Here is a 14,716-nt window from a genome sequence, read left to right on the forward strand (position 1 = left end):
TGCCGTCGGGCGTCAGTGAGCGGAGGTTAAGGCCTGCAGAATGCGTTCAGGGGTGAACGGCACTTCCCGCAGGCGGACGCCCAGCGCGTCAAACAGCGCGTTGCCGATGGCGGCGGCGCTGGGCACCGAGGCGGATTCGCCGGCGCCCATCGGCGGCTGATCGGGGTTATCCAGCAGCTGCACATCGACGTCCGGCAGCTCGTCAAAACGCAGGATCGGGTAGCCGCCCCATTCCAGCGAGGTGGTGCCCGCGCCGTCAAAGGTGGCGAACTCCTTGATCGCGCGGCTGGTGGACTGGATCACGTTGCCGTGCACCTGATGGCGCACCCCGGCCGGGTTGACGATGCGGCCGCAGTCATGGGCGACAAACACCTTCTTCACTTTTATCTGCCCGGTGCGGCGGCTGACCACTAAGTCGCATACCCAGGCGGCCCAGGCGGCGCCGAAGCCGGGGAATTTACTGTGAAAATAGCGGGCGTAGGCAAAGCCGCGGCCGCTGACCCACTCCTGCGAGGCGGGCGCCAGATGACGGTGCGCGCGCCCGGGCCGCCAGCCGGCCTGCTTTTTCAGCGCTTCGATCAGCGTCAGCGCGCGCGGATCGTCGAGGTAGCGCAGGCGATAGGCGATGGGATCGTCGTCCGCCAGATAGGCCAGTTCGTCGATCCAGGATTCATGGGCGAACACGTTCGGCAGCGCCGACACGCCGCGCATCCAGGAGGCGCGCACGATCGGCGCGGCGTCCTGCGCCACGACGCGCATATGCGGGTAGCGATACTGCGGGATGGCGGTGCGATCGCCCATCTGCTGCACGTCGGCCTGATTGGCGACCTTGCCGCTCAGCACCAGCGCCAGCGTCACGGCGTTGTTGGAGGGGTAGCAGGTTTTAAAATCATAGGCGGCCACCTGACGGGCGGCGTCCAGCCCGCCGCGCACCCGGATAAGCTGGGCGGTGCCTTTCGGCTCCCAGCCGTTTTCCTGTTCGCGCATCAGCTGCACCCGCACCGGTTTGCCCACCGCCTGCGACAGCAGCGCGGCGTCGGCGCACACGTCGTCGGCGCCGTTACGGCCATAGCAGCCGGAGGCGTCCAACCGCTGGATATGCACCTGCTCTTCCGTCAGATCCAGCAGTTTGGCGATGTCTTTGCGCAGGTCGTGCGGGTTCTGGCTGCCTGACCAGATCTCCGCCTGGCCGTCGCGTACGTCGGCGACCGCGCAAGAAGGGCCGATGGAGGCGTGCAGATGGAAAGGCCACAGGTAATCGGCGTTAACCGGTGTGGGCAGCGCGCTGATAATCTGTTCGATCTCGGCGTCGTCCTGCAGCATGCGGTCCTGCTTCGGGTGCGCCACCAGCGTATCGTGCAGCCCGGCGGCCAGATCGGGCAGCCCCTGCCAGTCGCGCCAGGTGACCTGTAGCTGGTTCATCGCCGCGATCGCCTGCTCTTCGCGCTCGGCGACTACGCCGATAAAATCGTTAATCACCACCAGTTTGACGATGCCCGGCAGATGGGCGATGGAGGCGGCGTCCACGGCCACCAGCGCCTTGCCGAGCGGCGCGCTGCTGTCGGCGCCGGCATAGGGCGGGCGGATCACCCGGCCGTGCAGCATGCCCGGCACGCGCACGTCGTGGACGTAGCTCAGACCGCCGGTGACCTTGGCGGGGATATCCACGCGCGCTACGGGCCGGCCGACATAGCGGCTTTGGGCCGGCGTCTTCAGCAGCGCCGCGCTGTCCAGCGGCAGATGCAGATCCTGGCCGCGCGCCAGTTCGCCGTAGCTCAGACGACGTGCGCGGTTGGCGCGCTCAAACACATAGCCGTTTTCGGTTGCCAGCCGGCTCTCCGGCAGGTTGAACGCCCGCGCCGCCAGCTGCAGCAGATGCTGACGCACCTGCGCCGCCGCCTGACGCAGCGGTATCGAGGTGACCTGAATGGTGGCGCTGGCGATGGTCGGCCCCTGATTCGGCGTGCGGCGGGTGTCGCCGAGGATCATGGTGACGGCGGCCAGATCGACGTCCAGCTCGTCGGCGACGAGTTGGCTGAGGGCGGTTTTCACCCCGGTGCCGAGATCGACGTGGCCGTTAAAGGCGGTGACCTGGCCGTCGGCGGACAGCGCAATAAAACTGTCGACGCGGTCCGGCGGCGGCGAGGCCGGGCGTCCGGCCGGCGCGGCCGCCAGGGCGTCGAAGGACAGGGGCAACAGGCTGCTGACCATCACCAGCCCGCCGGCCTGCAGTAAACGGCGGCGGGTTATTTCAAGGCTGTTCATCACGCGTTACCCCGCTCGGCCACAATCTGTTTGGCGCGCTGCGCCGCCCGCAGGATCTCAATATGGGTGCCGCAGCGGCAGAGGTTGAACGCCAGCTCCTGCTTGATGGCCTGCTCGTCGGCCTGCGGATCGCGTTCAAACAGCGCCACCAGCGTCATGATCATGCCGTTGGTGCAGTAACCGCACTGGGCCGCCTGTTCATCAATAAAGCCTTGCTGTACCGGGTGCAGATGCTCGGCGTCGCCGATGCCTTCCAGCGTGGTAACTGATTTACCGACGACGCTGGCGGCATTGACGGAGCAGGAGCGGGCGGCGACGCCGTCAATCAGTACGGTGCAGGCGCCGCATTCGCCGAGGCCGCAGCCGTATTTCGGGCCGTTCAGCGCCAGATCGTTGCGCAGGATATAAAGCAGGGGAGTATCTCGGAGACTGTCGTCGAGCGGTACCATCCGTCCGTTAATTTGGATGTTCATTGGGTATTTTCCTGGTCAATAAAAATGCCGGCATCACTGCCGATCGGTGCAAAAAATAAGCTGAATTTATCGAGTTATATGCTTTTGAGATAATACGTTAACTAATCGTTAATTAACTTGACTATTTGTGGGGAATTGACCGGGAAAGAAGGGATATTAAGGAGTATTTTATTGGCGGTGTTTATATGCTAGTCCCGCGGCTGACGAGGCGTCGGCCGCGGGAGAGGGATGGACTTATGGCAGAATGCGCCGGTCGTCGGCATCGCGCAGATAGGTCAGCAGCGCGCTGCCGTCCTGTGCGACGCGGAACTCGCCGTAACGCGCGCGGGCGAACCTGTCGCCGTGCCCTTCCTGGAAAAAGTAGCTCGGCGTACCGATCTGCAGCCCGCTGGCGGACAGGTGATACTGCATCAGAATCTGCTGCGGCTTCAGCGGCTCTCCGCGATAAAAGTGCGCGCTGACCGCGTGCTGCTGCGCATCCAGTTCAATCACCAGCTGTCCGCGGGATGCCGGCGCCTGGCAGTCGCCGGCCCGGCAGGCTTGCCGCTGTTGGCGCATCTGCGTCCGCAGCGGCGCGGCCAGCGCATAGTCCAGCGCCATATAGTCGCCCTGCATCAGCGAGCGCGGGTCGACCGGCGCCAGCTGCAGGATGGCCACGCGGCCCTGCCTGAGCTGCTGCTCTTTTTGGTAAATCGACAGGTTAACCAGCAGCAGCGCTGCCAGCACCAGCGCGCCGGTCAGCCATTTGATAACGGAATTAGTCTGCATGGTCGCCTCCCTGCGTCTGCCATTGTTTGACCCACAGCGCCAGCAGCAACAGCGCGCTGCCGCTGACCATCAGCAGCAGCGCTTTATGCAGCAGCGTGATGCCGAGGAAATAATACCAGTCGGCAAGGTAGAGCAGCAGATAAGCGCCCGCGGTCGCCAGCAGCGCGCGGCTGCCCAGATAGCGCGCGGTGAGCAGCAGCAGCAGCCCCAGCCCCAGCCCGGGTGAGAACAGGGCGGTGACGCCGCAGAACAGGGCGGCGGGCAGGTAAACCGGCATTGCGTCGGCGGCGGTGCGCCGGGTATAGGCCAGCGCGCTGCCGACCAGTCCGACGGCGATGCCAAGGCCCAGCATGGTCGCCAGCATGGCGTGGCCGGCAGAGGGGCCGAAAATATCGTTCAGCAGGCCGCGGTGGATAGCGGCCAGGCACAGCGCCATCAGCCCGGCGGGTATGCCGTAGCGCCATGCGTTGCCGCCCGCTGACGGCCGCGCAGCGCTGCGGATAACCTGCTGCAGCCAGCCGGCCAGCAGCAGCGCGACCAGCAGCGCCGTCAGGCCGATAGCCAGCATCGGCGGCAGATAGCGGCCGCTGAAATAGCCCAGCGACTGCACCAGCAGGAAGACCCCGCCGCAGACCGCCATCAGACGATACAGCGTGCTCGGCATCGCCCATGTCATTACCGCCAGCACCGGCAGGAAACACAGCACCTTAAGCATCATGCGGAAGTTTGAATCGCCGTCGCCGAACGACATAATCGCCAGATAAAAGCCGCAGGTGGCGGCGATGGCCCAGGCCAGACCGATCTGTTGCTGGCCGATTGTCGGTTTACGCAACCACAGGGCGGCCGGCACCGCCAGCAAGGCGGAGTAGAACGTCAGCGACGCGCCGTCGAGCGACCCGATCAGGCCAACCACATACAGCACCAGAACGAGCAGCAACAGGATAATCATCGCCGCCAGCCAACCGCCCAGCGTCAGCGCGAGGCGTAAATACCACGGCAGCCGTGCGGAATGGTCGAAGTTCGCCACGGCCGCCGCCTGCCGGGCGTTCAGCAACCGGCGCTGCTGCAGCGCCTGCAGCAGTGCGCCGACCTCATCCGGCGCGATGTCCGGCGGCTGTTGCGGGTACATTTCACGCCGCCAGCGCAGCAGCAGTGAGCCGCACAGCGCCAGCCACAGCGCCGTCAGGCCACAGATCAGAAACAGGTTGCCGGTCCCCCAGGCGATCAGCAACAGAGCCTCAAGATTCCAGGAGAAGTACAGCAGCTGCAGAATCACCACGCAGCCCACCACCATCAGGCTGGTCATGCCAAGCGTCAGCATGCACAGATCCGGCCGATGGTGGCGGTAAACGCCGTAACCGATCACCAGCAACAGCGCCCAGGGCACAATAATCAGACGGTCATCCGTGTTGCTCCACTCCAGCACCGTGGCCGCTACCCAGACGGTGAGGGTCAGCAGCAGATAGCCGGCCAGGATGCGCGACGGCCAGCGTTTGGCCAGCCATGACGTCGGCTGCCGGCGGGAGGCGTAGTCCGCCAGCGCCTCGCGTACGATCAGGCACAGCAGCTGGGCGGCGAAGTAGGCGTACAGCAGGCCGTTGCCCGACCAGGGGAAAGGCTGCCAGGCGTCGTCGCCCATCAGCAGCAGCGCCTGGTTGGCGTAATAGAACTGAAAGGCCAGGTTTGCGACCGCCCAGGTGCAGATCCACAGGCCGTTCTGCCGTCCCAGCAGCGCCAGCGGCAGCAGTATCAGCGTCCAGGCGCGGAACAGCTCCCAGCTGTCGGCGCCGGTCTGATAAGTCTGGCCGTACAGCGCCAGCAACCCGCCGAAGCTCAGGCCGATGGCCAGCAGCGCCATGCGCGCCAGCGTCTGTCGCCAGCGCCACCAGACGACGACCGTCAGCGCCAGGATCCCGCCCTCCACCAGGGCGAATTTGGCCATTTTGGGCATCGCTGCCCAGTTCCAGGCGATAAAGAAAATACCGCCGCTGACCAGCGCCAGCAGGCCGAGCAGCGTCAGCGCGGCCAGCAGAAAACGACGCCAGGCGGGGCGATCCGGCCGCACGCCGCAGTACAGCAGGATCTGTTGATAGGCAGCGGCGGACAGCCCGTCGCTGTCCGGCGATGAGCGTTGCAGCGCGCCGAGCGTGCGGCATACGTGTGCTGCCGCGCCGGAAGGCATGCGGGCAGGGTGATACGACGAATCCATACAGACTTCCTTGCCGTGGTGATATTGACCCGGCGGGGCGCAGGCCCGGCCGCTGTCGGCTAAAAATGCGCTGCAGATGCCGGGCACGCAGCGCTGCGTTGAACTACCAGTTTACCTGATTAATCACCCTTGTGTGGCCGGCGTCAGCGACGGGCTAGGATATTTGCCGTAAAAGGTGCGCCTGAGCTGAGTTGTCTCCGTACCGGCGGCGGGGAAAATGCGGCAGCATGGCAGGCAGGACGATTGACGGGGGATAACGGATGAACGCCTTGATACGCCTGGCCGATGCTTACCCGGCATGCTGGCTGGGATTGCTGATGCTGGTGGGTTGGGCCGTCGGCAGCCTGCTTAACCGCGTGGCGCTGCAGCTGCCGTTGCTGTTGGAGCAGCGCTGGCGTCGCGCCGCGCAGCGCCAGCTGGACCTGCCGGTGACGGATGGGGATGCGGCCGGGTGGCGGAAGCTGTTTACGCGTGCGCCGGCAAGCCGTTACCCGGCAGCGGCGCTGGCGCTGCTGTTTCTGCTGGCGGGGATGCGGCTGCCGCCGGGGTTGCCGCTGTTGGCGCTGCTGCTGTTTTGCTCGCTGGTGCTAACGCTGGCGCTGGTTGATTTCAACACCATGCTGCTGCCGGATGCGTTGACGTTGCCTCTGCTGTGGCTGGGCCTGCTGTGCAACCTGAACGGTTGGTTTGTGCCGCTGGATCAGGCGGTTATCGGCGCCGTTGCCGGCTATGCCGGGCTGTGGGCGCTGTTTTGGCTGTTCAGGCTCGGCAGCGGCAAGGAGGCGCTGGGCTACGGCGACTTTAAACTGACGGCGGCGCTGGGCGCCTGGTGCGGCTGGCAAAGCCTGCCGAACCTGCTGTTGCTGGCGGCAGGCGGCGGCCTGACGTATGTGCTGCTGAGGCGCGGATGGAATAAAGAGGGCGGGCAAGAGCCGCTGGCGTTTGGCCCCTGGTTGGCAATCAGCGGTGTGGTAAACCTGCTGTTTCTTGTCGCGCCAATAAATTATTAACGCATTGTCGCCGATGCATATTAGCCATAATTATAAAAAAAACGGATCTATATGGTTTATATATTTGACGAGGGAATACATAATATTTTTTTTAGTTTTCTGTTAACAATAAAAACGCATGGCGTCGGTTGGCAGAAAAACAGGACTTTTCTTATTTGATGTTTTCTTCCTGCACCCGTTAATAGCGATTAGCGCCTTGATGCGATCTGCCAGCACCTGCCACCATGCGCCCTGCCTGAGTGTGCGTGGGGAAAATCTTAATAATCAGAATGCTGGTGCTTATGACTAAAATGGCTTCTTTGAAATATTTGCTTACATCTTTTTAATTCCTTTCATATGTCATAGCTTTTTAAACTTGTGTCTATAGGTATTTGTCTGAATTATTTTCTGCGCTGCGGGCTGAAACAATTTTCCGATATTCATAACGTTTATGAAAGTTTTTATCGGCGCCACTGCCCGCGTACAAAGATAAATAATTTATTTTGGGCGAGCGCCGTTTTGGCGTAATTAAGTCAGCCTGCGCTCAGGCTGGCGAGTTTATCAGATACAGAATTGGGGAAATACGCCCATGTTGTACGATTTATTGCCGGAGGTGATTGGTTTGACGCACCCGCTTTATCTCAGGACGGCCTGCTGTTCATCTGGGCCCCGCGTGCGGCCGGGAGTACGGCGTCGGTCAGGCGTCGGGCCGCTGCTACTCTTCACGTCTCCTACCCACGCAAAACTTCAGACCGCAGACGCAGGGCTAATCGGGTCAGGCAACCGATCGGCCTGCGATGTCTTGGGTTAAGCCGCGGGAAGCGCCGCTTAACCCTGCAGAGAGTGCCCCATGGAATGGGATTTACGCGAACAAAACGCGCCGGTAAGGAGAGTCTGTCCGGTGCTGGCAAACAAGGAAGAGCTTTATGACAACGCATTTAGCCTATTGGCTACGCAACTTAAGCCCCGACGGCATGCGGACGGCTGCCGGGACGCTGTTGAGTCTGGATGAGATGCCGCTGAAGTGTGCGCCGCCGTGGCCGGAGGGGTCGGCGGGCGGTCATCAGAGCTGCGGTTTTTCGTCCGTGGAATCACCTGTTGTCAGGATTACGGATATGACGGAATGTGAGTTCTCAGCGCTGTTGGATCAATTCACCCTGGATATCACCGCGAAAGCGCAGGCCAGGCAGCTCGATCCGGTATTGGGGCGTGACGCCGAACTGCGGCAGATCGTTGATGTGCTTTCCCGCCGGCGTAAAAACAATCCGATCCTGGTCGGCGAGCCGGGCGTCGGGAAAAGTGCGTTGGTGGAGGGGCTGGCGCAGCGCATTGTAGAAGGCAATGTGCCGGACGGCCTGAAAAATATGCGTATCCGCAGACTGGACTTGGCGCAGCTGCAGGCAGGGCTCAGCGACCGCAGCGCTTTTGCGGCGCGGCTGTTGCAGGTGGTTGACGCCTTGCGTCGTTCGCCGGTGCCGCACCTGCTGCTGCTTGACGAGGCGTACGCGCCGCTGGGCGCCGGCGAGTCGGCCGGCAGTGAAGAGGTGCTCAAGGTCTTGAAGCCGGCGCTGATGCGCGGCGAGCTGCGCCTGATTATTACCGCCAACCGCCAGGAATATCAGCAGCATGTGGAGTGGGACAGCGGGTTGGGGCACTGCCTGCAGAAGGTTCGCGTTGATGAACCGGATGACGAGACCGCCTGCCTGATGCTGCGGGCGCTGAAGGAGCGTTACGCCCAGCACCATGGCGTCTATATTCAGGACTCGGCGCTGAAGGCGGCGGTGGTGCTGTCGCGTCGCCATCTGTGCGGCCGCCAGCTGCCCGACAAGGCGGTGGATCTGCTGGATATTGCCAGTGCCCGGGTGCGGATGAGCCTGGAGGTTGAACCCGAGCCGTTAATGCAGATACGTGCGGAGCTGGCGGCGCTGGCGATGGAGCAGCAGGCGCTTGAACAGGACGAGGCGCAGAGTGATGAGGTCGATCCGGCGCGGCTGGCGGATATCTGCGACCGCTGCCTGTGGCTGCAGCAGCAGCGGGCAAGCCTGGAACAGCAGCTGCAGCAGGAGCGGGAGCTGGCGCGGCGGCTGCTGAGCGCCCGGCAGGCGGAGCGCGACGATGAATGCGCGGCGTTGCAGCAGCAGTTGGCGGTGTTGCAGGCGTCCGTTCCTCTGTTGTCGCTGGATGTGGACGCCCGCATGGTGGCGACGGTCATCGCCGACTGGTGCGGCATCGCGCTGAGCAGCCTGTTAAAGGATGAGCGCAGCTGTTTGCTACAGCTTGAACAGCGCCTGAGCGAGCAGGTTATCGGGCAGGAGTCGGCGATGGCCGCGCTGGCGCAGCGGCTGTATACCGCCTCAACGCAGCTGCGGCTGGAGAATGGGCCGCTGGGGGTATTTTTGCTGCTGGGGCCGGCCGGCGTCGGCAAAATGGCGAGCGCGCGGGCGCTGGCCGAGAACCTGTATGCGGACGACGCCTCACTGCTGACCCTGAATATGGCGGAGTATCAGGAAGCGTGCGCGGTGAAGCATCTGATCGGCGGGCATGGCGAGCAGGCGGAGGAGGAGGGGACGTTAACCGAAGCGGTGCGCCTGCGCCCGTACAGCGTGGTGCTGCTGGAAGAGGTGGAAAAGGCGCATGGCGAGGTGCAGAAGCTGCTCTGCCGGCTGTTTGAACACGGCTCGCTGCGCGACGGCAAAGGGCGGCTGATTGATTTTCACCATACGGTGTTCCTGCTGAGCAGCGATCTGGGGCGCGAGCAGCTGCTGCAACAGCTGGACACGCAGCCCGACGCGACGGACGCCGAGTTGAGCGCCGTGCTGCAGCCGATTCTGCGCGCACGCTTTCAGCCGGCGCTGCTGGCCCAGGCGCAGGCGCTGATCTACCGTCCGCTGGACGTCGACGCGCTGCGGCGGATTGTCGCCAGCAGGCTGCAACAGATTATGCAGCGGCTGCGGCAGCGTTACGATCTGCGCTGCGTGGTCGACGACAGCCTGAGCGATGCGCTGGTGTCGGTCGGTCTGCAGGCGGAGGGCGGCGTGCGCCATATCGACAGCGTGCTGAATCAGCAAATTTTGCCGACGGTTTCCCGCCAGCTGCTGCAGCGGCTGGAGGAGCATCGCAAGCCGCAGCTGCTGCAGCTGGCTTACGACCCGCGGCAGGGCGTGGTACTGAATTTTGACGTCGGCAGCGGCTATCAGTGCTGAGGCGCCGACGACGGCAGAAAATAGCGGGATCCTGACGATTTGTGCACTGCTTGCGGCAATATTCGTATATATTGCCGCTTGCGTCTGATTGTTACGACTTCCTTCTATTTTTAACGGCATCAACTTTATGAAACCTATTTCCGGGAATACCTGCGCCGCCGCGGTGGCGCTGCTGCCTGTTTTATGGCCGGCGATCGCCGGTGCGGCGCCAGCCGCTGACGACGAGGCGACCGTGGTGGTCACCGCCAAGCGCAGCGGTCTGTCTGAACTGAGTACGCCGGCGGCGGTCAGCGTAGTTAACGGTGAGCAGCTGCGCGACGCCAAACCGCAGGTCAACCTGTCGGAGAGCCTTGGCGTGGTGCCCGGGCTGCAGGTGCAAAACCGTCAGAACTACGCGCAGGATCTGCAGCTGTCGGTGCGCGGTTTTGGCGCGCGCTCCACCTACGGCGTGCGCGGCGTGCGGATTTATGTCGACGGCATTCCCGCCACCATGCCGGACGGACAGGGGCAAACCTCGAATATCGATCTGGCGTCGGCGGATAAAGTTGAAGTGCTGCGCGGACCGTTTTCCGCGCTGTATGGCAACGCCTCGGGCGGGGTGGTCAACGTTGAAACGCAGACCGGCCGTCAGCCGAACCGCGTAGAGGCGGGCATGTACGCCGGCAGCTACGGCTCCTGGCGTTACGGCGTCAAGGCCAGCGGCGCCACCGGCGACGGCAGCCAGGCCGGCGACGTCAACTACGCGGTGTCCGCGACGCGCTTTACCACCGAAGGCTTCCGCGATCACAGCGGCGCGCGCAAGAATCTGGGCAACGCCAAACTGGGCGTGCGGCTGGATGACGCCAGCACCCTGACGCTGCTGTTTAACAGCGTCGATATCAACGCCGACGATCCCGGCGGCCTGACGCGGGCGGAGTGGCAGGATAACCCGCGCCAGTCGCCGCGCGCCGAACAGTTCAACACGCGCAAGACCGTGTCGCAGACCCAGGGCGGCCTGCACTATCAGCGCCAGTTTGGCGACAGCGACGATCTGAGCGTGATGATGTACGCCGGCGAGCGGGAAACCACCCAGTATCAGTCGATCCCGGTATTTGTCCAGCAGCGCAGCCCCCAGCAGCCCGGCGGCGTGATTGTGCTGGCGCGTCATTATCAGGGCGTCGATACGCGCTGGACGCACCGCGGCGAGATCGCCGCCGTGCCCTATACCCTGACCGGCGGCCTCAACTATGAAACCATGACGGAAAAGCGCAAGGGCTATGAAAACTTTGCCGAGGTGAACGGTGAACAGCAGCTGGGCGTGAAGGGCAATCTGCGCCGTGACGAGCGCAACCTGATGTGGAACCTTGACCCGTATCTGCAAACTTCCTGGCAGCTGACGCCGCGCCTGACGCTGGACGCCGGCGTGCGCTTCAGCACCGTCAATTTTGACTCCAATGACCACTTTATTACCGCCGGCAACGGCGACGACAGCGGCAACGCCCGCTATCACCAGTGGCTGCCTGCCGGCGCGCTGCGCTATGCGCTGGCGGACGGCTGGAACATCTACGCCGCCGCCGGACGCGGCTTTGAGACGCCGACCATCAACGAACTCTCTTACCGGCCGGACGGCAGCGCCGGCATGAACTTCGATCTGCAGCCGGCCGTCAGCGATACGCTGGAGGTGGGCAGTAAGACGCGCATCGGCAACGGGCTGCTGACCGCGGCGCTGTTCCAGACCGACACCCGCAATGAGATTGTCACCGCCAACAGCAGCAACGGGCGCAGCAGCTATAAAAACGCCGGACAGACGCGGCGTCGCGGCCTGGAGCTGGCGCTGGATCAGCAGTTTGGCGAGGCGTGGCGGTTAAATGTGGCCTGGACGCTGCTGGATGCGCGCTATCGCGACGATATTTGCGGCGACGTTGCCTGTTCAGCGGATAAGTTTATCGGCCGCGGCAACCGCATTCCGGGCATCGCCCGCAATATGGGCTACGCCTCGCTGGCGTGGGCGCCGGAGCAGGGCTGGTATGCCGGCGCCGAGGTGCGCTATATGAGCGATATTCAGGTCAATGACGCCAACAGCGCCCAGGCGCCGTCCTACACCACCGTCGGGCTGAACAGCGGCTACCGCTATCCGCTGGGCAACTGGCTGGTCAACGTTTTTGGCCGGGTTGATAACCTGTTTGACCGCGATTACGTGGGATCGGTGATTGTTAATGAGGGCAACGGGCGTTTCTATGAGCCGGCGCCGGGACGTAATTGGGGCGGCGGCATCAGCGTAGCCTATTCGTTCGAATAATAATCAGCGGCATGCCGGCGCGGCCGGCATGCTATATTAATGCGGTAGCTCAAAAAATAAGCGAGCAGCGCGCAGGAAAGTAAAAAAATAAATTTTTTTACATTTAAGCAACGCAGACTGGCGCATTGTCATTATACTGTAATCATCTGGCGGTAGTTTTCACACGGTGCACAGCCCGAGGCTGTAAATAACACTGCGGGGATCGCTAATGGTAAAGTCCTGGTTGGGGCTACAAAGAAAAAATAACACCACCTCCCTGATTTCTCGTTGTAACGAGGGTTCTCTCTCCGACTCTCTTTTTCTCACCACTTTCTACACTGTCACGCGCAACGCCATACTCGCAGATTCCGTTTATTTCGTCTCTTCGTCCGGTGGATCTCGGCGTAATAACGCAGCCGCAGGTTTACTTTATCCATTGGCTTGCCCCCAGGTTTTGCGGAACGTCGTCCGCAACGCCGAGGTATATATTGGCTTGAAGGAGGCCAGAACCTAATACGTGTGTGAAACATTCATCGCGCGTGAATAACGCTGCGGTAGGTGAAACAAACTGTAAGGTGCCACTATGGGAAGACAGAAAGCAGTGATCAAAGCACGTCGTGAAGCGAAACGCGTAATTCGTCGTGACGCTCGCAGTCATCGCCAGCTGGAAGAAGAAAGCGTGACTTCGCTGGTGCAAATGGGTGGCGTTGAGTCTATCGGCATGGCGCGGGATAAGCGCGATAGCTCACCCATCGAGGCGCGAACCGAGGCTCAGGGTCATTATTTGTTAGCCATAGAAAATAAACAGTTGGTGTTTGCCACCGGCGAAGCCGGGTGCGGCAAAACCTTTATCAGCGCGGCGAAAGCGGCGGAAGCGCTGATTCATAAAGAAGTGGATCGTATTATCGTCACCCGTCCGGTGCTGCAGGCGGATGAAGATCTCGGCTTCCTGCCGGGGGATATTTCCGAGAAGTTTGCCCCTTATTTCCGCCCGGTCTATGACATTCTGCAGCGCCGGCTGGGATCGTCCTTCCTGCAATATTGTCTGCGGCCGGAAATCGGCAAGGTCGAAATTGCGCCTTTCGCCTATATGCGCGGGCGGACGTTTGAAAACGCGGTGGTGATTCTGGACGAAGCGCAGAATGTCACCACCAGCCAGATGAAAATGTTCCTCACCCGCCTGGGGGAGAACGTGACGGTGATCGTCAACGGCGATATCACCCAGTGCGACTTGCCGCGCGGGGTGGAATCGGGCCTGAACGATGCGCTGCAGCGTTTCGAGGAAGACGAAATGGTCGGCATTATTCGCTTTGATAAACAGGACTGCGTACGTTCCGCACTGTGCCAGCGTACGCTGCACGCTTACAGTTAACCTTCCGTAAACCCGTGTGAAAAGGCCGCTCTGCGGCCTTTTTTATTGCCGGCATGCTATCTGCGCTTTGTTGACTTTTTGTGTAAGTTTTTGTGGTTTATTGTATAGAAAATCATTTCTACACTGTTGATGATAGGTTGCTGTAACCCCCGCCGCACGGCGGGGCGCTGGGTCCTGCGCCTGCCTGGCTCAGGGATGGCTATGTATGATTATCCTGATGAAAAACAATGAAATATATCGTTTTAATTCTGTTTATTTTATGCGTGGTTTATGTGCACTATCGCGGTCGGGTTCGTTACGGCTTCTGGCGTCAGCTGGCTGACCATTCGACCTTCACCGCGCCGCTGAACGTCTTTATGTATCTCTTTTCCCGCGTGCCCACCACGCCGTATCTGCCGCAGGCGCAGTTCCCGGAATTACAGGCGCTGCGCGACAACTGGCAGGTGATTCGCGACGAAGGGCGCCAGCTGATGGCGATCCGGCAGATCAAGGCGTCCGATACCTATAACGATGCGGGATTTAACTCCTTTTTTAAAACCGGCTGGAAGCGCTTTTATCTGAAATGGTATGAGGACAGCCATCCTTCGGCGATGACGCTGTGCCCGCAGACCACCGCGCTGCTGCGCACGCTGCCGTCGGTCAAGGCGGCGATGTTTGCCGAGCTGCCGGACGGCAGCCGCCTGCCGCGTCACCGCGACCCGTATGCCGGCTCGCTGCGCTATCACCTGGGGTTGATTACGCCGAATGATGACCGCTGTTTTATCGAGGTGGACGGCGAACGCTACAGCTGGCGCGATGGCGAGGACGTGCTGTTTGACGAGACCTATCTGCACTATGCGGAGAACCAAAGCGGGCAGAACCGCCTGATTCTGTTCTGCGATATTGAACGGCCGATGCGCTACCGTTGGACGCAGCGGGTGAACCACTGGCTGGGACGCCATCTGCTGAGCGCCGCCACCGCGCCGAATGAAGAGGGCGACCGTACCGGCGGTGTGAATAAGATTTTCAAGTATATTTACGCCGTCCGCCGGGTGGGGAAACGGCTGAAGGCCTGGAATAAAACGGTGTATTACATTATTAAATGGCTGCTGTTCGGCGGTATCGCCGTGGGGATTTTTTGCGCCCTGTAGCCGGCGGAAAACAAAAGGGCTGAACCCAGGTTCAGCCCTTTTTTCATGCT

9 protein-coding genes are annotated in these 14,716 nt (G+C 61.8%); 5 read left to right on the forward strand and 4 right to left on the reverse strand.

What is annotated here, in order from left to right; all coding sequences use genetic code 11:
- Positions 1 to 12 precede the first annotated feature (12 nt).
- From I6G83_RS15695 to I6G83_RS15710, 4 genes are all read right to left on the reverse strand, one after another.
- A complete protein-coding gene (locus I6G83_RS15695) occupies positions 13 to 2,265 on the reverse strand; it encodes a xanthine dehydrogenase family protein molybdopterin-binding subunit (protein ID WP_054306326.1) in 2,253 nt (750 codons plus the stop codon).
- Positions 2,265 to 2,738 carry a (2Fe-2S)-binding protein gene (locus tag I6G83_RS15700; protein ID WP_054306325.1) on the reverse strand — a complete coding sequence of 158 codons (474 nt, stop codon included), beginning with the start codon at positions 2,736 to 2,738 and terminating at the stop codon, positions 2,265 to 2,267. Before I6G83_RS15700 ends, I6G83_RS15695 begins: the two co-directional genes overlap by 1 nt.
- Positions 2,739 to 2,972: 234 nt before the next feature.
- Complete coding sequence (locus I6G83_RS15705) at positions 2,973 to 3,506, reverse strand: GDYXXLXY domain-containing protein (protein WP_054306324.1); 534 nt, start codon at positions 3,504 to 3,506, stop codon at positions 2,973 to 2,975.
- Entirely contained in the window at positions 3,496 to 5,715 is a 2,220-nt protein-coding gene (locus tag I6G83_RS15710) for a DUF2157 domain-containing protein (RefSeq protein ID WP_054306323.1), read from the reverse strand. Before I6G83_RS15710 ends, I6G83_RS15705 begins: the two co-directional genes overlap by 11 nt.
- 260 nt (positions 5,716 to 5,975) lie before the next feature.
- Here I6G83_RS15710 and I6G83_RS15715 point away from each other — a divergent pair, with 260 nt between their 5' ends.
- The 5 genes from I6G83_RS15715 (at position 5,976) to lpxO (ending at position 14,666) form a co-directional block, all read left to right on the forward strand.
- Positions 5,976 to 6,725 (forward strand): prepilin peptidase, encoded by a 750-nt coding sequence (locus I6G83_RS15715; protein ID WP_054306322.1) that lies wholly within the window; start codon positions 5,976 to 5,978, stop codon positions 6,723 to 6,725.
- Positions 6,726 to 7,630: 905 nt separating this feature from the next.
- Entirely contained in the window at positions 7,631 to 9,907 is a 2,277-nt protein-coding gene (locus I6G83_RS15720) for an AAA family ATPase (RefSeq protein WP_072186121.1), read from the forward strand.
- 127 nt (positions 9,908 to 10,034) lie between these two features.
- Entirely contained in the window at positions 10,035 to 12,185 is a 2,151-nt protein-coding gene (gene pqqU / locus I6G83_RS15725) for a TonB-dependent receptor PqqU (RefSeq protein ID WP_054306320.1), read from the forward strand.
- A gap of 562 nt (positions 12,186 to 12,747) precedes the next feature.
- The gene (gene phoH / locus I6G83_RS15730; protein WP_015671869.1) at positions 12,748 to 13,536 is read left to right on the forward strand and encodes a phosphate starvation-inducible protein PhoH; all 789 of its coding nucleotides are present in this window, start codon (positions 12,748 to 12,750) and stop codon (positions 13,534 to 13,536) included.
- Positions 13,537 to 13,763: 227 nt separating this feature from the next.
- On the forward strand, positions 13,764 to 14,666 hold the full coding sequence (lpxO, locus tag I6G83_RS15735; RefSeq protein WP_054306319.1) for a lipid A hydroxylase LpxO: 903 nt from the start codon (positions 13,764 to 13,766) through the stop codon (positions 14,664 to 14,666).
- Positions 14,667 to 14,716 lie beyond the last annotated feature (50 nt).

The organism is Serratia rubidaea (assembly GCF_016026735.1).
In the GTDB taxonomy this organism is placed as follows: domain Bacteria; phylum Pseudomonadota; class Gammaproteobacteria; order Enterobacterales; family Enterobacteriaceae; genus Serratia_B; species Serratia_B rubidaea.